We start from the raw sequence: 18,343 nt of genomic DNA, 5'->3' as shown, positions 1-18,343 counted from the left end.
TGGAGCCCGAACCTGCCACGCTCGCCCTGGACTCCGTTCACCGAGTCCAGCCTGACGCGATGTGTGAAGGGGCGGGGGACGCCGCGCATCCCCCGCCCCAAGTGCCGGACTCGAGCGGCTAGTTGATCGCCTTGATCAGCTCGCCGTTCGTCGTGTCACCGCTGAGCTCCCAGAGGAACGTGCCCCCAAGGCCCTGCTGGTTCTTGTAGTCCATCTTCCCGGCGATGGTGGCCGGGGTGTCGTAGCTCCACCAGTTGTTGCCGCAGTACGCGTAGGCGGTGCCGCCGACCGTGCCCGTCGCCGGGCACTTCGACTTGAGCTCCTTGTAGTCGTCGATGCCCTGCTCGTACTTTCCGGCCGCCGGACCCGTCGCCGTGCCGCCGGGCGCCGCCTGCGTGACGCCGGTCCAGCCGCGCCCGTAGAAGCCGATGCCGAGCAGCAGTTTCGACGCCGGGACGCCGAGGCCCTTGAGCTTGGTGATGGTGGCGTCGGTGTTGTAGCCCGCCTTCGGGATGCCGCTGTACGAGGTCAGGGGCGAGTGCGGGGCGGTCGGCCCCTGCGCGTCCCAGGCCCCGAAGTAGTCGTACGTCATCGGGTTGTACCAGTCGACGTACTGGGCGGCGCCGGCGTAGTCGGTGGCGTCGATCTTGCCGCCGTCGGAGGCGTCGGCCGGGATCGCGGACGTGATCAGCGCGCTGGAGCCGAACTTCGAACGCAGCGCGCTCATCAGGTTCTTGTAGGCGTCGCGCCCGCTCGTGTCGCAGGACAGGCCACAGGCGTTCGGGTACTCCCAGTCGATGTCGATGCCGTCGAAGACATCGGCCCACTTGGAGTTCTCGACCAGGTCGTAGCAGGACTGGGCGAACCCGGCCGGGTCCTTGGCCGCGTCGGTGAACCCGCCCGACCAGGTCCAACCGCCGAAGGACCAGAGGATCTTGAGGTTCGGGTGCAGCTTCTTCAGCTTGAGCAGCTGGTTGAAGTTGCCGCGCAGCGGCTGGTCCCAGGTGTCGGCGACGCCGTCCACCGCCTGGTCGGCGGTGTACGCCTTGTCGGTCGCGGCGTAGGAGTCGCCCATCGCGCACTTGCCGCCGGTGACGTTGCCGAAGGCGTAGTTGATGTGCGTGAGCTTGTCGGCCGAGCCCGACGTCTCGATGTTCTTGACGTGGTAGTTCCGGTCATAGACACCCCATTCGGTGAAGTAGCCGACGACCTTCGAACCGGCCGCGGCTTGCTGGGGGCCGGCGTCGTTCTGCGCTGCGGCGGTGCCCGCGGAGGCGAGCAGTCCGGCGCCGAGGACGGCGCAACACGCGGCGGACAGGAGCGCCCGGAAGGAGGCGCGGGGACGGTGCGGTCTGAGCATCGTGTCTCCTCGTGGGGGAGGGGAGCGTGGGGGGATTTGCTGTGGACCTCGGGGGCGTCGTCACGCGATCCGTATCACGATCTTTGGCATGAACGCGTTAAGACGTTGCAGGGAACCTTAGGAGGACTAGACCAGTGGGGTCAATGGTGCGGACCAATGCGCTCGGCTCTCGCGTGGGCTCCGGGAGCCGCCGGTGAGGGCTCCGGGCCGCCCCCGGCCGCCTCGGCGCCGTCTTTTCGGTATCTTTAAAGTGAGCGGTCGTTAACTGGTGACTGGCCGCCGTCGAACGGGCATACTCAACGGGCCGCAGCCGCTGGTCAGCGCCCGTCCGAGACCCGGAAGGGAGCCCTCGGCAGCGGCTCGAACACGGCGCCGCCGCACACCCCGCGCGCGACCGCCGCAGTGCCCGACAGGGAGGAGAGCGTCGATATGCCCGACCGCGCCCCGCAGCCGGTGGACCGTCAACTGCCCACGGACGAGGCCCGGGATCTGTTCTCGCTCGTACGTGAGCTCGTGCAGCGCGAGATCGCCCCGAGCGCGGCCGTGGAGGAGGACGCCGGACGCTTCCCGCGCGAGACGTTCTCACTGCTCTCCGAGTCGGGCCTGCTCGGCCTCCCCTACGACTCCGACTTCGGCGGCGGCGACCAGCCGTACGAGGTCTGTCTCCAGGTCCTTGAGGAGCTCGCCGCCGCCCGGCTCACCGTCGGCCTCGGCGTCAGTGTCCACTCGCTTGCCTGTCACGCACTGGCCAATTTCGGCACCAAGGAGCAGCGGGCGGAGCATCTGCCCGCCATGCTCGGCGGTGGCCTCCTCGGCGCGTACTGCCTCTCCGAGCCGTCGTCGGGATCGGACGCCGCGTCCCTGCGGACCAAGGCCGTCCGCGAAGGCGACGACTGGGTGATCACCGGCACCAAGGCATGGATCACACACGGCGGCATCGCCGACTTCTACACCGTCCTGGCGCGCTCCGGCGCCGAGGGGGCGCGTGGCATCACCGCGTTCCTGGTCCCCGGCGACGCGGAGGGGCTGAGTGCGGCGGCGCCCGAGAAGAAGATGGGGATGAAGGGCTCGCCCACGGCGCAGGTTCACTTCGACGGGGTGCGCGTGAGCGACGCGCGCCGGATCGGCGACGAGGGGCAGGGCTTCGCGATCGCGCTCTCCGCGCTCGATTCCGGGCGGCTCGGCATCGCGGCCTGCGCGATCGGCGTGGCCCAGGCGGCCCTCGACGAGGCCCTCGCGTACGCCACAGGGCGTGAGCAGTTCGGGCGGCCCATCGCCGACTTCCAGGGCCTGCGCTTCATGCTCGCCGACATGGCCACGCAGATCGAGGCCGGCCGCGCGCTCTATCTGACGGCGGCCCGTCTGCGCGACGCGGGCCGGCCCTTCTCCAAGCAGGCCGCCATGGCCAAGCTGATGTGCACGGACACGGCGATGAAGGTCACCACGGACGCCGTCCAGGTGCTCGGGGGGTACGGCTACACGGCCGACTTCCCGGCCGAGCGCTATATGCGCGAGGCCAAGGTGCTCCAGATCGTGGAGGGCACCAATCAGATCCAGCGCATGGTCATCGCCCGGCACCTCGCCGGTCCTGAAAGCCGCTGAGCTGTCCGGTGTTGACCGGGGACGCCACCAGCCGGGCCCACTCCGGATCGTGGCGTCCCGGCAGGGTCTTGCCGCGCTCGGCCCAGTGGCTGACCAGAGCGCGGTAGATCGGCGGGTCAGGGGGTGCGGGGCGCTCCGGGGGCGGCGGCTGCGGAACCGATTCTGCGGTGGTGGGGACCAGGAGGCGGCGGCGACGGCCGGTGGCGCTCTGTGTAAGGGGCATGCCCGGGCCAACGCGCCGGCGCCGGGCAGGTCACCGTCCGGGACATGGGGGCGTGAGTTCTAGGGCCTTTCGTTTGCATCGGGCTGGATCAGATCAGATCAGATCAGATCGCATCGGATCGGATCGGATCAGGGTCGGCCCCGCGCGCCCGGCCTGATCCGGCCATCGCCGTGTCCGGGTCGGCGCACGCATCTGGCTCCGGCGCCTCAGCTGACGTACCGTCAACTCGGCCGCCGGGGGCCGCACCCCTCCGGGCGACGTCAACCGCCGTACGCCCAGGGAGGAACGCGTGGCAGACGACCGCCCCGTCGCACTCGACGAATACCCGGTCCACCAGGTGCCGCTGTCCATGAAGCACGTCGCGACCGGTGACCGCAACGCCTACGACCGGTGCATCTTCCATCTCGTCGACCCCACCGGGGAGTTCCTGCTCATCCTCGGCCTCGGTGTCTATCCGAACCTCGGCGTCATCGACGCGTATGCGACCCTGCGCGTCGGCGACACCCTCCACGCGGTCCGCGCCTCCGACGCCCTGCGCGACGACGCCCGCATGGAACTCGCCGTCGGCCCGCTCCGGATTCATGTCGAACGCCCCTTGCGGGACTTCGTCCTGACCTGCGCGGCCGACCCGGACGACCCCGACGGACTCTCGTACGAGATCAACTGGTCGGCGGCCTTTCCGGCCCTCTGGGAGCCCCACCACACCCAGCGCCGCGGCGGCCGCCTCACCCTTGAGGGCAGGCGCTTCGTGCAGGCCGGGCGCTGTGACGGCCGGCTCGGGGTCGGCGGGCGCGAGGTGTCCCTCGACGGCTGGACCGGCACCCGCGACCGCAGTTGGGGCGTGCGCCCGGTCCCCGGCGAGGAGGGCGGCCGGCTCGCCGAGGAGAACAGGACCGAGGGCTTCCACTGGATCTGGTCACCGGTCCGCTTCGACGACCGCTTCCTGATGGTGATCGTCCAGGAGGACGCGGACGGCTACCGCACCCTCAACGACGCCACCCTCGTCCGCGAAGGCCACCCGGACCTCCAACTCGGCTGGCCCCAGGCCGACATCACCTACCGGACCGGCACCCGCCACCCCGAGAGCGCCGTCGTTCATCTCACCGACCCGCTGTCCCGCAAGCCCGTGGAACTCGGCGTCGAGATCCTCGCCTCGTCCCCGCTCGCCGTCGGCGCCGGATACCCGCCCGCGGACGACTGGCAGCACGGCACCTGGCGCGGCCGCGACTGGACCGACCGCCGCAGCTACGACCTCTCCGACCCCGCCGCCCACCCGCCGGCCGCCTACGGCGTCATCGACCACGCGGCGCGCTTCACCCTGGACGGCCAGGTCGGCCACGGCATCTTCGAGCACGGCAGCTTCGGCAGGCACGACGCGAGCGGTTTCACCGGCTACGACTCCGTGGCGCCCTGAAAGGATCCCGCGATGGCGACAGCCCCCAGACCGCGCACCAGCACCCGTGACCCGCAGGAGGTGTCCCGAAGGCTCACGTCCTGGCTGGCCGCCCGGCTGCCGGGCGCCGAAGCGGTGAACGTGACCGTCCCCGAGTCCAACGGTATGTCCAGCGAGACCCTGCTCTTCGACATCGAACACCCCGAACCCCCGGTCCGGGCCTGCGCATTGAGACTCGCCGCCGACCCTTCCGCGTACACGATCTTCCCGGACTACGACATGCCGCGGCAGTACCGCACGATGCGGCTCGCCGCCGATCGGGCCGGGCTGCCGGTGCCGCGCGTGCTGTGGCTGGAGGAGGATCCCGGGCCGCTGGGCGCTCCGTTCTTCGTGATGGAGCGTGTCGCGGGGCGCGTACCGCCGGACGTCATGCCCTACACGTACGAGGGCAACTGGCTGCACGCCGCGACGGACGCCGAGCGCGCACGGCTCCAGGACGCGACCGTGCGGCTCATCGCCCGGCTGCACGACGGAGTCCCGGCGTCCGAGGCCGAGTTCCTCGCCGCACCCGGACAGGGCAGCGCGCTACGCCGCCACGTCGAGGCCCAACGCGCCTATTATGCCTGGGTGGTGGACGGACTGCCGCCGTCACCGCTCATCGAGAGCGCCTTCGACCGGCTCGCCGAACTCTGGCCCGCCGACGAGGGCGAACCCGTCCTCAACTGGGGCGATGCCCGCATCGGAAACATCATCTACGACGGCTTCGAACCGGCCGCCGTGCTCGACTGGGAGATGGCGGCCCTGGCCCCGCGCGAGGTCGACCTCGGCTGGACCGTGTACCTGCACCGCTTCTTCCAGGACCTGACCGAGAGCTTCGGCCAGGCCGGACTGCCCGGCTTCCTGCGCCGCGAGGACATCGAGCGCCGCTACGCCGGGCTCACCGGCCACGCACCGCGCGACATGGACTTCCACACCCTGTACGCCGCTCTGCGCCACGCCATCGTGATGCTGCGCGTCGCCTACCGGCAGGCGTACTTCAAAGAGGTGGCCGTGCCGGACGATCCGGACACACTGATCCTGCACCACGCCAGTCTGCGGGCCATGGTGCAGGGCAGTTACTGGAGTTGAGGCGACGTCAGGCGGCCGTGCGCCGCTCCTGCTCGGGGACGCGCAGCGGGCGCGAACCCGGGCCGCCCACGTGCGAGAAGGGCTGCATCCGCCAGTCAAGGCCCTGAGGGAGCGTCAACAGGAGGGCGGTGTCCTGCTCCTGAGCCTCCGTCGAGTCGTCGGCGGGCCGGGCGTCGGCCGCCGGGCGGCCCGTACCGGCGCAGACCGTGAGACCGAACGGGTTCCACGGCGAGGCGCACAGCGCGTGCTCGGGCAGCACGACCTCGTCGGCGAGCAGCGCGATCGGCTGCGCGCAGTCCGGGCAGAACACCCGGTACATCTCGAAGGTGTCGTACGCGTCGAACGCGTCGATGCCGGTGTCCGCCGGTTCGACACCCTCCGGCTCGGGCTCGATCACCGGCTGCTGCCGACTGCGGGCAGGACGACCGGGACGCTTCACATTCTGCATGGGACTCTCCCCCTCGGGTGGGCCGACAAGGCGCTGCGGCCTCGACCACAGCAAGCACTTCCCGTCCCGTCGTGGGGGTAATCGTGGCACGCGTCTGGACACGGTTCGGCAGGTGTGGTCTTCGTCACATGCCGATTGCGGAGGCCCGGCAGCAGGTAGGCGTGTCCGCCCCATGGCCCGCTCGGGTATCCCCGGGGATCAAGGGCCCTGTAGGTTCTGCGCCATGGAGGAGCTCGACCGACAGATCGTGCAGCTGCTCGTCAAGGACGGGCGGATGAGCTACACCGACCTGGGCAAGGCCACAGGCCTGTCCACGTCCGCGGTGCACCAGCGCGTGCGCCGACTCGAACAGCGCGGGGTCATCCGCGGCTATGCCGCGGTCGTCGACCCCGAGGCGGTCGGCCTGTCGCTCACCGCCTTCATCTCGGTGAAACCGTTCGACCCCAGCGCCCCCGACGACATCGCGGAACGTCTCGCGGGCGTCCCGGAGATCGAGGCGTGCCACAGCGTCGCCGGCGACGAGAACTACATTCTCAAGGTCCGCGTGGAGACCCCGCACGACCTGGAGAACCTGCTGGCCCGGGTGCGCTCCCTGGCCGGCGTCTCCACGCGCACGACCGTGGTCCTCTCCACGCCGTACGAGGCACGGCCGCCCCGCGTCTGACCGACGCGGGTCCGACCGCTGCGGGGCCCCCGGGTGCGGCCCGGGAGCGCAAACGCGGGAAACTGTCCCCATGAGTACGACCCCCACGCCGCCCGCACCGGCCGAGTCCCGCACCTTCCTTCTGCGCGGTGGCGACGTCCACAGCCCCGCCGACCCCTTCGCCACGGCCATGGTCGTCGAGCGGGGGCATGTCGCCTGGGTCGGCTCCGAAGGCGCGGCAGACGCGTTCGCCGAGGGGGTCGACGAGGTCGTCGACCTCGAAGGCGCCCTCGTCACTCCCGCGTTCACCGACGCCCACGTCCACACCACGTCGACAGGGCTCGCGCTGACCGGCCTCGACCTCGGTTCGGCCCGCACCCGGGGCGAGGCGCTCGCCCTCGTCCGCGCCCACGCGGCCGCCCGCCCCACGGACCGGATCCTCCTCGGCCACGGCTGGGACGCCGCCCGCTGGCCCGACGGCGCGCCCCTCACCCGCGCCGAGCTCGACGAGGCCACCGGCGGCCGCCCGCTCTACCTCTCGCGCATCGACGTCCACTCGGCCGCTGTCACCACGGCCCTGCTCGACCTCGTCCCCGGCATCGCGGACCGCCCCGGATTCACCCCCGACGGACCCCTCACCCGCGACGCCCACCACGCCGTCCGCGCCGCCGCCCACGCCGCCGTCACCCCGCAGCAGCGCACGGAGGCCCAGCGCGCGGCCCTGCGGCACGCGGCCTCCCTGGGGATCGGGTCCGTGCACGAGTGCGGCGGCCCCGACATCTCCTCCGAGGACGACTTCACCGGCTTGCTGCGGCTGGCCGCCGAGGAGTCCGGCCCCCGGGTCATCGGCTACTGGGCCGACCGGGACATCGACCGGGCCCGCGCGCTGGGCGCCGTCGGCGCCGCCGGTGACCTGTTCGTGGACGGCGCCCTCGGCTCGCACACGGCCTGCCTGCATGAGCCGTACGCAGACGCGGCCGCCGGGCATACCGGCACCTCCTACCTGGACGCCCACGCCGTCGCCGCCCACGTCGTCGCCTGCACCGAGGCGGGGCTTCAGGCGGGCTTCCACGCCATCGGGGACGCCGCGGTGACCGCCGTGGTGGACGGCGTGCGCGCCGCCGCCGAGAAGGTCGGCCTCGCCCGTGTCAGGGCCGCGCGGCACCGCGTCGAGCACGCCGAGATGCTGTCGCCGGAAACCATCGCCTCCTTCGCCGAGTTCGGCCTCACCGCTTCCGTACAGCCCGCGTTCGACGCCCTGTGGGGCGGCGAGGACGGCATGTACGCGGACCGCCTCGGCGCTGAACGGGCCCGCGCCCTCAACCCGTTCGCCGCGCTCCTGCGCGCCGGGGTCCCGCTGGCCTTCGGCTCCGACAGCCCCGTCACCCCGCTCGACCCGTGGGGCACGGTCCGCGCGGCGGCCTTCCACCGCACGCCCGAGCACCGGGTGTCCGTGCGGGCCGCGTTCACCGCGCACACCCGCGGCGGCTGGCGGGCCGTCGGCCGGGACGACGCGGGAATCCTGGTCCCGGGCGCCCCGGCGGACTACGCCGTGTGGCGCACCGAGGAGCTCGTCGTCCAGGCGCCGGACGACCGCGTCGCGCGCTGGTCGACCGACCCGCGCTCCGGGACGCCCGGTCTCCCCGATCTCACGCCGGGGGCCCAACTGCCGCTCTGCCTGCGCACGGTGGTCGGCGGGCGGACCGTGTACGCAGGGCCGGACGAGTGATGTCGGCACGCGCAGTACCGCCGACAGCGGTCCGCCGCACGCTCGCGCGACCTGCGAGTCCTCGGCGCTGACCAGGTGGTTTCCTCAATCACCGCAGATCAAAGGGGTGTTGACAGCTGGGCGCGGTCGCCGGGTAGGTTCGGCCGGGTCCACCACAGGACGTCCGACCGGGGAACCTCCGCGCAGTCGATGAACGCCGCTGGGTCATGGGGCGGTGTGCCGCACCGGCGCACCGCCACTGGGAGCCAGGCCCAGCACCCGCGCCATGGGGCGCTGGAACGTTCCGGCCGGATGGGGGTCCCTCCCTGCTCCGCGGGAGCACGGGGGAAGGTGCGACCCGGGTGGGGCCCGGACGCTCAGTAGACAACGGCTCTCGGTAGACCCGCAGCCAGCGGTCCCAGGCCGGCCCGAAGGGCACCGGGCCCCGATCCCGCAGTCCCGCGCAGGGCGCCTTACCAGCGCCGACAAGCACCCTCGCTATGGTGGTCCCCTCGTACAGGAGTCTTAAGGGGAAGCTGTGAACGACGGCGGTGGGCGGCAGTTCGGCCCTCTCGGTACGGCGCTGGTGATCATCCCGACCTACAACGAGGCGGAGAACATCAAGTCGATCGTCGGCCGGGTGCGCGCGTCCGTGCCCGAGGCGCATGTCCTCGTCGCCGACGACAACAGCCCCGACGGCACGGGAAAGCTCGCCGACGAGCTCGCCTCGGGCGACGAGCAGGTGCGGGTCCTGCACCGGCAGGGCAAGGAAGGCCTGGGCGCGGCCTATCTCGCGGGCTTCCGCTGGGGCCTCGAGAACGGCTACGGCGTCCTGGTGGAGATGGACGCCGACGGCTCCCACCAGCCCGAGGAACTGCCCCGGCTGCTGACCGCGCTGAAGGGCTCCGACCTCGTGCTCGGCTCGCGCTGGGTGCCGGGCGGACGGGTCGTCAACTGGCCCAAGTCGCGCGAGTTCCTCTCCCGCGGCGGCAGCACGTACTCGCGGCTGCTGCTCGACGTGCCGATCCGGGACGTCACCGGCGGCTTCCGTGCCTTCCGCCGCGAGACCCTCGAAGGCCTCGGGCTCGGCGAGGTCTCCTCGCAGGGCTACTGCTTCCAGGTCGACCTCGCGCGCCGGGCGGTCAGGGCCGGTTATCACGTCGTCGAGGTGCCCATCACGTTCGTCGAGCGCGAGCTCGGCGACTCCAAGATGAGCCGTGACATCGTCGTCGAGGCGCTGTGGCGGGTCACCGCTTGGGGCGTGGGGGAGCGCATGGGGCGGGTGATCGGCCGCAAGTAGGCCCGATCCGCAGCCTCCGTCGATCTTGATCTCCCGCTTACGCCACTCGGGCCGGGGCCCAGGCACACTGGGGGCATGACCACTGGCACACCGCCCCCTTCGCGCCCCGCCACGCCCCGGCGTTCCCGGGTCCGCACGTTCCTGCCGCTAGGTATCGCCGCGTGGCTGGTCCTGGAGATCTGGCTGCTGACCGTGGTGGCGGGCGCGGTCGGCGGGTTCACCGTCTTCCTGCTGCTGCTCGCCGGGATGGTGTTCGGCGCCGTCGTCATCAAGCGCGCCGGGCGCCGGGCCTTCAAGAATCTGAGCGAGACGCTGCAACAGCAGCAGAGCGGCGCGGTCCCGGCAGGCGAGCAGCGCTCCGGGGGCAACGGTCTGCTGATGCTGGCGGGCCTGCTCCTGATGATCCCCGGCCTGATCTCGGACGCCCTGGGTCTCGTCCTGCTCGTGCCGCCCGTCCGAACGGCCCTGAGCCGCTACACGGAGCGGACCATCGAGCGGAAGATGCAGTCGGCCACCCCCGGGACCTTCGGTGACGCGTTCCAGCAGGCGCGGATGCACCGGCCGGACGGCACGGTCATCCAGGGCGAGGTGATCAAGGACGATGAGCGGCCCGCACAGCGCCCCGACGCTGGTCCGCGCCCCCCGATCACTCCCTGAGCCCGGGCGGGGCTCAGAAGCTCACTGAGCCCCGCCCGGCGCCGGACATGCGAAAAGCCGTGGGCTGGACACACATGATGTGTGTCCAGCCCACGGCTTCGTGCAGTCGCGCTCCCGCTGCTCCCGAGGGAATCAGGCGGACTTGCGGCTGTCGCGCGGATGCACCGCGATGTTCATGGCGCCCGATCGAAGAACGGCGAGCCGCTCCGCGAGGACCTCTTCGAGCTCCTCGCGAGTGCGCCGCTCCATCAGCATGTCCCAATGTGTACGCGCGGGCTTGGCCTTCTTCTCCTCAGGGCCGTCACCGTCGACTAGGAGTGCCTGGGCCCCGCAGACCTTGCACTCCCACTCCGACGGAATTTCGGCCTCCACCGAGAAGGGCATCTCAAAGCGATGTCCCTTCTCGCATGCGTACTCCACGGCCTGGCGCGGGGCCAGGTCGATGCCGCGGTCCGTCTCGTAGCTGGTCACTACCAGGCGTGTACCGCGAAGAGCTCGCTCACTCATGAATCGTGCCTCCCGGGCTTGTCGCCCACAGGACAGGTGTCGCTGTCGTCGTCATCCGGTCAACGTCCGGTCGGCGGTAAAGATTCCCGATTCCGGGTCATGCGTCGCCGTCGTAGCCGCCCCTTGTTGTACCCACCGGCGCCTGGTTTGTCACATCTGCCAGCAGATGTCACCCAGTGTTTTGCGATATTGACGTGCAGTAACGGTACGCCTGGCAGGCCAAAGGCGTACACTACCGGCCTTTGGCCCCAGGTGCTAAATCCGGGTGGGTACGGGATTTCCCGCGTCGCGCACCGCCTGCCTCACCGGAACCCGGGCAAGCAGTGCAAAGCCGATCATGAAGAACGCCACCAGGGACACGATCGCGTCCCTATAACTGCCGGTCAGCTGGTACGCGAGGCCGAAAACGAGCGGTCCGAGCCAGCTCATTCCGCGGTCGCTCATCTCGTACGCGGAGTAGTACTCGGCCTCCTTGCCGGCCGGCACCAGATGCGAAAACAGGGAACGGGACAGTGCCTGCGTCCCGCCGAGGACGAGCCCGATGCCGGCCGCCAGCGCGAAAAACCACACCGGTGCCCCCGACGGCAGGAAGTAACCGGCCCCGATCGTGACCGTCCAGGCGACCAGCGAGCCGAGAATCGTGTTCTTCGCGCCGTACGTGCGGGCGAGGCGCCCCATCGCGAGCGCCCCCGCCACGGCCAGGATCTGGACCAGCAGCACCGCCACGATCAGCGTCGACTGGTCGAGGCCGAGCTCCTCCGAGCCGTACACGGACGCCTGCGAGATCACCGTCTGGATGCCGTCGTTGTAGACCAGATAGGCGAGCAGGAAAGACAGTGTCAGCGGGCGGCGGCGCATGTCGCGCACGGTCGAGGCCAGCTGACGCCAGCCGGGCACGGCGGCCGCCTCACCGTCGGCGGGTGCCGTGCGCCGGTCCCGCAGGCGCCGCAGCGGTACGAGCGTGAAGGCGCCCCACCACACGCCCGCGGAGGCCAGGCAGATCCGTACCGCCGTCGACTCGGAGACTCCGAAGGAGTCGTGGCCGGAGTACAGGACGAGATTCGCCACGAGGACGAGCGCCCCGGACGCGTAGCCGAACGCCCAGCCGCGCGAGGAGACCGCGTCGCGTTCCTCAGGGGGCGCGATCTGCGGCAGATAGGAGTTGTAGAGCACCATCGACACCGCGAGCGAGGCGTTGGCGACGACCAGCAGGAACCCGCCCAGCAGATAGCGGTCCCCGTCCAGGAAGAACATCCCGGCGGTCGCCGCGGCCCCCAGATAGGCCGAGATCGCGAGCAGCGGCTTCTTGCGTCCCGTACGGTCGGCGGCCGCGCCCGCGAGCGGCATCACCAGGATCGAGACGATCACCGAGGCGGAGACGGTGTACGCGAAGAACGCGCCGGCCCGGACCGGAATCCCCAGGGGGTGCACGAACCCGTCCGCGTCCGCCGCCGACTTGGCGACCGCCGTCAGATACGGCCCCAGGAACACCGTGAGGACGCTCGTCGAGTAGACCGAGCACGCCCAGTCGTAGAAGTACCAGCCGCGCTGCTCCCGGCGCCGCTGCGCCGCGTCGCCGCCCGCTGTCTGCGCCCGCACGGTGTCGCTGCCCACCCGCGCCCCCTCGCTGTCCCCGTGTCCGGACGCCTACGCCGCCGGCGAGCCGTCAGGTCCAGGCTCCCCGGTCCTTGAGCATGTCACGCAGCGTCTCGATGTGATCGGTCATGATGCCATCCACGCCGAGGTCGAGGAGTTCACTCATCTGTGCGCGGTCGTTGACCGTCCACACATGGACCTGGAGCCCGCGCGCGTGGGCCGCGCGGACGAAGCGGCGGTCGACGACTCGTACCCCCGAATGGGCCACGGGTACTTGGGCGCACACCGCCGAAGCCCGCAGCGCCGCGGGCAGCCCGAGGGACCGCAGCCGCAGGCCGAGCACGCCACGCGTGCCGTACGACGTGGCGAGGCGTGGGCCGCCGAGGGACTGGGCCCTGGCGACCCTGGCCTCCGAGAATGAGCCGACGCAGACGCGGTCCCAGGCGTCCGTGCGGCCGATCAGGTCGAGCAGCGGGAGCAGTGCGGGCTCGGCCTTGACGTCCACGTTCCAGCGCACGTCGGGGAAGGTCTCCAGGAGTTCCTCGAAGAGCGGCACCGGCTCGCGGCCCGCCACGCGCGCGTGGCGCACGTCGCTCCAGGGCAGGTCCGCTATGCGGCCCGCCGCGTCCGTGACCCGGTCGAGCGTCGCGTCGTGGAAGGCCACGAGCGTGCCGTCGGACGTGGCGTGCACATCGGTCTCGATATAGCGGTAGCCGAGGTCCACGGAGCGCCGGAACGCCGCCATCGTGTTCTCCAGGCCGTCGGCCGTCCCGCCGCGATGGGCGAAGGCCAGCGGTCCGGAACGGTCGAGATACGGATGGCGTACGCGCGTGGTCACCGCGGAAGTATCGCCCGTTCGGGTGACGCGCCGGCAACCGCGGTGGGTGCCTCGGGCGGCGCGGGGGCGGCGAAGACCTTCAGGAACACCTGGGCCAGCGGGCCGATCGCCACGGCGTACAGGAGGGTGCCGACGCCGATGGTGCCGCCGAGGGCGAAGCCCGTCGCCACCACCGCGATCTCGATCGTCGTGCGCGCCAGCCGGATCGAGCGCCCGGTACGCCGGTGCAGCCCGGTCATCAGGCCGTCGCGCGGGCCCGGTCCGAAGGAGGCGGCGATGTAGAGGCCCGTCGCCGCGCCGTTCAGGACGATCGCCGCCGCCATCAGCGGGATCCGGATCCCGAGGGCGTGCACATCGGGGACGACGGCCAGCGCGCCGTCCATCGCGATGCCGACCACGAAGACGTTCGAGACGGTGCCGAGGCCGGGGCGCTGCTTGATCGGGATCCACAGGAGCAGCACCAGGGCGCCCACGATGATCGACACGACTCCGATGGAGAGCCCTGTGAGTTCGGCGAGGCCCTGATGGAGCACGTTCCACGGCTCCAGGCCGAGCCCCGCCTCCACGAGGAGACCGGAACTCACGCCGTACAGCGCCAGGCCGACGTAGAGCTGGAGAAGGCGCCGTGGGAGACCGGGGCCGGGTGGCGTGGACGACGCGGACAAGTGGAGCCCCCTGTGGTGGTAGTGGCCTGTCGCGTGACACTCTGTGGCTTGGGAACACAGGCCAACCATGGCCAATTCGGGGAAGGTGGACTGGACTCCATGGCTCAGTGGACTTCGGCGGTCGGCGCGGCCCAGCTCGCCCGGCTGCTCACCTCCCAGCAGACGCGCCCCCCGGGCCCCGGCAGCCGCCGCCCGCCCGCCTACCGCGCCCTCGCCGACGGCATCCGCCTCCTCGTCCTCGAAGGGCGCGTACCCGTCGCGGCGCGCCTGCCCGCCGAGCGCGAGCTCGCCGTCTCCCTGGCCGTCAGCCGCACGACCGTCGCCGCCGCCTACGAGGCGCTGCGCGGCGAGGGGTTCCTCGAATCTCGCAGGGGAGCGGGCAGTTGGACGGCCGTACCGGCCGGAAACCCGCTGCCCGCGCGCGGCCTTGAGCCCCTGCCGCCCGAGGCGCTCGGCTCGATGATCGACCTCGGCACCGCGGCCCTGCCCGCCCCCGAACCCTGGCTGACCCGCGCCGTCCAGGGCGCGCTCGGTGAACTCCCGCCCTACGCGCACACCCACGGCGACTACCCGGCCGGCCTGCCCGCCCTGCGCGAGATGCTTGCCGAGCGCTACACCGCCCGCGGCATCCCGACCATGCCCGAGCAGATCATGGTGACCACCGGTGCGATGGGCGCGATCGACGCGATCTGCCATCTGTTCGCGGGCCGCGGCGAGCGCATCGCCGTCGAGTCGCCCTCGTACGCCAACATCCTCCAGCTCATGCGCGAGCAGGGCGCCCGGCTCGTCCCGGTCGCCATGGCCGAGGGACTCGCGGGATGGGACCTCGACCGCTGGCGGCAGGTCCTGCGCGACGCGGCGCCCCGCCTCGCCTACGTCGTCGCCGACTTTCACAACCCCACCGGGGCGCTCGCCGACGAGGACCAGCGCAGGCAGCTCGTCGACGCGGCGCGCTCGGCCGGCACCGTGCTCGTCGTCGACGAGACCATGACCGAGCTCCACTTCGACCACGACCTGGACATGCCCCGGCGGGTGTGCGCGTTCGACCCGGCGGGCTCCACCGTGATCACGGTCGGCTCGGCGAGCAAGGCGTTCTGGGCGGGCATGCGCATCGGCTGGGTGCGGGCGGCGCCCGATGTGATCCGCAGCCTCGTGGCAGCGCGCGCCTACGCCGACCTCGGCACCCCGGTCGTGGAGCAGCTTGCCGTGAACTGGCTGCTCAGCACCGGCGGTTGGGAGGAGGCCGTTCAGCTGCGCCGCAGCCAGGCCCGGGACAACAGCACTGCGCTGGTCGCCGCGCTGCGCCGCGAGCTGCCCGACTGGGAGTTCGACGTGCCGGTCGGCGGTCTGACGCTGTGGGTGCGTGCCGGAGGCCTGTCGGGGTCGCGGCTCGCGGAGGTCGGCGAACGCGTCGGCGTACGGGTCCCCTCGGGCCCCCGCTTCGGGGTGGACGGCGCCTTCGAGGGGTACGTGCGACTGCCGTTCACGGTCTCCGGGGCGGTCGCCGACGAGGCTGCGGTGCGGCTCGCGGCGGCGGCGCGGCTGGTGCGGGAAGGCGGAGCGTCCGGGGCGGAGCCGCCGCGGACGCTCATCGCATAGGGCCGGTGGGGCCGGCCGTCACCCCTCGGCGGCGACCGTCTGCACCGTACCCACCGCTTCCACGACGTGGACCTGCTCGGCCGCTTCGACCGGCTCGGGCTCGGGGCTGTCGTCGGCAGACGTCGTCCGCTGCGGGAGCAGCCCGAGCACCGCTTGCCGGTGCGCGTCACTCGTCGCGTCGTCGTACGGGTCGGGGGTGGCCGGCACCTGGAGGCGGTGCACGGCCCCCGCGCCGAGGCGCGCGTAGCCCCGTCCGGCGGGGACGTCCGGGATGGGCGTCGTGTGGGGCGCGACCCCGAGGACGTCCTCGATCTGGTCGTACGTGGCCGGGCCGAGCACCACGCGCGCGCGTGTGTGCTGACAGACGGTGTCGGTCAGGGAGTCGAGGCTGTCGAACTGGTCCGCCACGACGACCGTGACGTTGGCCGCGCGCCCGTGCCGCAGGGGGACCTGGAGCAGGGTCTGAGGGTCCTTGCGCCCGTCGGCCGCGGCCAGATGACCGAGGACGCTGGGCCGGTCGAGCAGGATCCACAGGGGACGCCGGGTGTCGTCCGGCGCGGGGTGGCCGGCCTGGCGCGCCCGGTTCGCGGCGATCAGGCGCCGCTCCGTCTCGTGGGCCGCCCATTCCAGGCTGGCCAGGGCGCCGGCGAGCCCGCACTCGACGGCCAGGACACCGCTGCGTCCGGTGAGGCACGCGTAGTCGCCCGTTCCGTTGCCCTCCACGATGAGGACGTCACCGTGCTGGAGGGCCTGGAGCGCGATCGAGCGCAGGAGTGAGGTGGTCCCGCTGCCGGGGTGGCCGACGGCGAGGAGGTGCGGCTCGGTGGAGCGCATCCCTGTACGCCAGACGACGGGCGGTACGTCGCGCCGCTCGTCGCCGTCACCGAGGGGCAGGGTCCGCTGGGTACCGCTCGCGTCGGTGAAGCCGAGGACCATTTCGCCCGGTGCCGTGACGAATCGCTGGGCGGCGATGTCGGTGGGCAGCGGGGGCATGACGGTGACCGTCAGCTGGTTGCCCTCCTCGTCCCACTCGAAGTGGTACTCGCGGCCCCGGCCCGACTTGGCGTGCAGGAGCTGCTCGATACGGGCGCGGGAGTCGGCCTCACCGTCCGTGAAGTACGCCGGGTAGTGCAGCACGAACCGTGAGACGCGCCCGTCGTCGTCGAAGTCGTACGACTCGAAGGCCTTCTCCCAGTCGCCGCCGTGGGCGTAGAGCGGGCTCGGGTCCTCTGGGACGGAGAAGTACGGGACGAGCGCCTCGTAGAGCGCGGTGAGCCGCTTGACCTGGGACTCGTCGGGACCGGTGGGCGCCGGCGGCGTCTGGTCCCGGCCCTTCCATGCGGCCGCTGCCATCAGGGTGATGAGCGCCAGCAGCGGCCCGTACGGAATCAGCACCACGACCAGCACCACGGCCGCCATCAGGAACAGCAGCGGTCCGCGCCGGTCCTTGGGGGTGTCGGCCCACTTGTGCCGTCCGGCGGATGCCAGGCGGCCCAGGCCCTTGGTGATCGTGATCAGGGGATGGAGTACGTCGATGGCCCCGTCGGCTGCCGTCCGTGCCAGTTCCCGGCTCCGGGCGATGGGGGCGCTGCCGTTGCTCAGAATGCGGGGGAGGGGGCGCCGGGCCACGTCTGCCTCCTGAAGTCACGTGCGAGGGGGGAGGGGGTCAGAACTTGATCCCGCCGAGCAGGCTGGCCAGGCTCGCGCCTCCGGCCTTGATGCTCGGGGCGATGGCGGTGCCCGAGAGGTAGAACCCGAAGAGGGCGCAGGTCAGGCCGTGCGAGGCTTTGAGTCCGTCTTTGCGGAAGAAGAGGAAGACGACGACTCCGAGCAGCACCACGCCTGAGATGGACAGGATCATTTGAGTTCTCCTGGTTGATGGGGACAGTCACCATGAGTCCTTCCAGGATCACAGCATGTATCTATACGATAAAAGGTGCAAACGGGTGGAATATTCTTGATTTCACCCGTTCGGCAGGCGCCCCGTGAGCCTCCTGGGTGTGTGGTGTTCGGCCGTCAGGGCTCTTCGTGATCTTTGCCTCGGTCGCCGCTGCTCATGTGCTGAACCGGGCAGTACTCTGTCGATTCACTCGTACGGCCGCACGGTCGTAGCACTCCGTATACGCAAAGGCGGTCTGTTCCGATGAGCGAAGTCCCCGACCCCGAGGTCGTGGAACTGGCTACCAAGATCTTTGATCTTGCGCGCCGGGGTGAGAGCGGACAGCTCGCTGCCTATGTCGACGCCGGCGTATCCCCGGACCTCACGAACGACCGTGGCGACTCTCTGGTGATGCTCGCCGCCTATCACGGGCACGCCGAGGCCGTCCGCGCGCTGCTCGCCCGCGGCGCCGACGCCGACCGAGCCAACGACCGGGGCCAGACCCCGCTCGCGGGCGCTGTTTTCAAGGGCGCGGACGACGTGATCCGGGCACTGCTCGACGGCGGGGCCGACCCGGCGGCGGGAACTCCGTCGGCGGTCGACACCGCCCGCATGTTCGGCAAGGCGGAGCTTGTGGAGCTCTTCGGCGCTTCCTGAGACACCGCCATTGACCAGGCAGAACGGGGGAGCAGGAAATGTGGTCGCGGCGAGAAGAACCGCTGGGTCATCATGACGACGTGATTCACGGACGCGACGGCGGGGCAGATGGTGCCACACCGCGTGGGCCGTGAACGGTC

18 protein-coding genes are annotated in these 18,343 nt (G+C 71.4%); 9 read left to right on the top strand and 9 right to left on the bottom strand.

The features are described from left to right. Window positions 1-118: 118 nt before the first annotated feature. Window positions 119-1,360 (bottom strand): glycoside hydrolase family 18 protein, encoded by a 1,242-nt coding sequence (locus ACY0PA_RS09280; RefSeq protein ID WP_356272159.1) that lies wholly within the window; start codon window positions 1,358-1,360, stop codon window positions 119-121. Between the two features lie 429 nt (window positions 1,361-1,789). Here ACY0PA_RS09280 and ACY0PA_RS09275 point away from each other — a divergent pair, with 429 nt between their 5' ends. Continuing rightward, complete coding sequence (locus ACY0PA_RS09275) at window positions 1,790-2,962, top strand: acyl-CoA dehydrogenase family protein (RefSeq protein ID WP_473084199.1); 1,173 nt, start codon at window positions 1,790-1,792, stop codon at window positions 2,960-2,962. Here ACY0PA_RS09275 and ACY0PA_RS09270 read toward each other — a convergent pair. Further along, on the bottom strand, window positions 2,925-3,185 hold the full coding sequence (locus tag ACY0PA_RS09270) for a hypothetical protein (RefSeq protein ID WP_473084198.1): 261 nt from the start codon (window positions 3,183-3,185) through the stop codon (window positions 2,925-2,927). The genes ACY0PA_RS09275 and ACY0PA_RS09270 overlap by 38 nt on opposite strands. 289 nt (window positions 3,186-3,474) lie before the next feature. Here ACY0PA_RS09270 and ACY0PA_RS09265 point away from each other — a divergent pair, with 289 nt between their 5' ends. Next, complete coding sequence (locus ACY0PA_RS09265) at window positions 3,475-4,599, top strand: Rv3169 family protein (RefSeq protein ID WP_473084197.1); 1,125 nt, start codon at window positions 3,475-3,477, stop codon at window positions 4,597-4,599. A 12-nt stretch (window positions 4,600-4,611) separates the two neighbouring features. Continuing rightward, window positions 4,612-5,706: a phosphotransferase family protein gene (locus ACY0PA_RS09260; RefSeq protein ID WP_473084196.1), complete on the top strand. Its 1,095-nt coding sequence runs from the start codon at window positions 4,612-4,614 to the stop codon at window positions 5,704-5,706. A 7-nt stretch (window positions 5,707-5,713) separates the two neighbouring features. Here the strand turns inward: ACY0PA_RS09260 and ACY0PA_RS09255 are convergent, their stop codons facing one another. Beyond that, complete coding sequence (locus tag ACY0PA_RS09255) at window positions 5,714-6,154, bottom strand: hypothetical protein (protein ID WP_473084195.1); 441 nt, start codon at window positions 6,152-6,154, stop codon at window positions 5,714-5,716. A gap of 223 nt (window positions 6,155-6,377) precedes the next feature. Here ACY0PA_RS09255 and ACY0PA_RS09250 point away from each other — a divergent pair, with 223 nt between their 5' ends. The 4 genes from ACY0PA_RS09250 to fxsA all read left to right on the top strand — a co-directional run bounded on the left by ACY0PA_RS09250 (window position 6,378) and on the right by fxsA (window position 10,462). Then, window positions 6,378-6,818 (top strand): Lrp/AsnC family transcriptional regulator, encoded by a 441-nt coding sequence (locus ACY0PA_RS09250; protein ID WP_100597468.1) that lies wholly within the window; start codon window positions 6,378-6,380, stop codon window positions 6,816-6,818. A gap of 70 nt (window positions 6,819-6,888) precedes the next feature. Further along, a complete protein-coding gene (locus tag ACY0PA_RS09245) occupies window positions 6,889-8,526 on the top strand; it encodes an amidohydrolase (RefSeq protein WP_473084194.1) in 1,638 nt (545 codons plus the stop codon). A 517-nt stretch (window positions 8,527-9,043) separates the two neighbouring features. Further along, the gene (locus ACY0PA_RS09240) at window positions 9,044-9,805 is read left to right on the top strand and encodes a polyprenol monophosphomannose synthase (protein WP_100597470.1); all 762 of its coding nucleotides are present in this window, start codon (window positions 9,044-9,046) and stop codon (window positions 9,803-9,805) included. 75 nt (window positions 9,806-9,880) lie between these two features. Continuing rightward, a complete protein-coding gene (fxsA, locus tag ACY0PA_RS09235; RefSeq protein WP_473084193.1) occupies window positions 9,881-10,462 on the top strand; it encodes an FxsA family membrane protein in 582 nt (193 codons plus the stop codon). Window positions 10,463-10,594: 132 nt separating this feature from the next. Here fxsA and ACY0PA_RS09230 read toward each other — a convergent pair whose 3' ends face one another. The 4 genes from ACY0PA_RS09230 to yczE all read right to left on the bottom strand — a co-directional run bounded on the left by ACY0PA_RS09230 (window position 10,595) and on the right by yczE (window position 14,068). Then, a complete protein-coding gene (locus ACY0PA_RS09230; protein WP_473084192.1) occupies window positions 10,595-10,969 on the bottom strand; it encodes an RNA polymerase-binding protein RbpA in 375 nt (124 codons plus the stop codon). A 255-nt stretch (window positions 10,970-11,224) separates the two neighbouring features. Then, entirely contained in the window at window positions 11,225-12,583 is a 1,359-nt protein-coding gene (locus ACY0PA_RS09225) for an MFS transporter (RefSeq protein ID WP_473084191.1), read from the bottom strand. A gap of 52 nt (window positions 12,584-12,635) precedes the next feature. Continuing rightward, the gene (locus tag ACY0PA_RS09220) at window positions 12,636-13,403 is read right to left on the bottom strand and encodes a glycerophosphodiester phosphodiesterase family protein (RefSeq protein ID WP_473084190.1); all 768 of its coding nucleotides are present in this window, start codon (window positions 13,401-13,403) and stop codon (window positions 12,636-12,638) included. Continuing rightward, window positions 13,400-14,068 (bottom strand): membrane protein YczE, encoded by a 669-nt coding sequence (gene yczE, locus ACY0PA_RS09215; RefSeq protein WP_473084189.1) that lies wholly within the window; start codon window positions 14,066-14,068, stop codon window positions 13,400-13,402. The genes ACY0PA_RS09220 and yczE overlap by 4 nt, the downstream gene beginning before the upstream one ends. A 99-nt stretch (window positions 14,069-14,167) precedes the next feature. On the opposite strand from yczE, the gene ACY0PA_RS09210 reads away from it, so the two are divergent. Beyond that, window positions 14,168-15,667 (top strand): SCO1417 family PLP biosynthesis transcription factor, encoded by a 1,500-nt coding sequence (locus ACY0PA_RS09210; protein WP_473084188.1) that lies wholly within the window; start codon window positions 14,168-14,170, stop codon window positions 15,665-15,667. An 18-nt stretch (window positions 15,668-15,685) separates the two neighbouring features. Here ACY0PA_RS09210 and ACY0PA_RS09205 read toward each other — a convergent pair whose 3' ends face one another. Together ACY0PA_RS09205 and ACY0PA_RS09200 are read right to left on the bottom strand one after the other, a co-directional pair. Next, entirely contained in the window at window positions 15,686-17,296 is a 1,611-nt protein-coding gene (locus ACY0PA_RS09205) for a hypothetical protein (RefSeq protein ID WP_473084187.1), read from the bottom strand. A 37-nt stretch (window positions 17,297-17,333) separates the two neighbouring features. Beyond that, the gene (locus ACY0PA_RS09200; RefSeq protein WP_473084186.1) at window positions 17,334-17,528 is read right to left on the bottom strand and encodes a hypothetical protein; all 195 of its coding nucleotides are present in this window, start codon (window positions 17,526-17,528) and stop codon (window positions 17,334-17,336) included. Between the two features lie 282 nt (window positions 17,529-17,810). Between ACY0PA_RS09200 and ACY0PA_RS09195 the strand changes: the two genes are divergently transcribed. Then, window positions 17,811-18,203 (top strand): ankyrin repeat domain-containing protein, encoded by a 393-nt coding sequence (locus tag ACY0PA_RS09195; RefSeq protein ID WP_473084185.1) that lies wholly within the window; start codon window positions 17,811-17,813, stop codon window positions 18,201-18,203. Window positions 18,204-18,343 lie beyond the last annotated feature (140 nt).

The sequence above is a fragment of the Streptomyces sp. DS1-CR2 genome (assembly GCF_055760475.1).
This window is presented reverse-complemented; position numbering and strand designations above follow the sequence as displayed.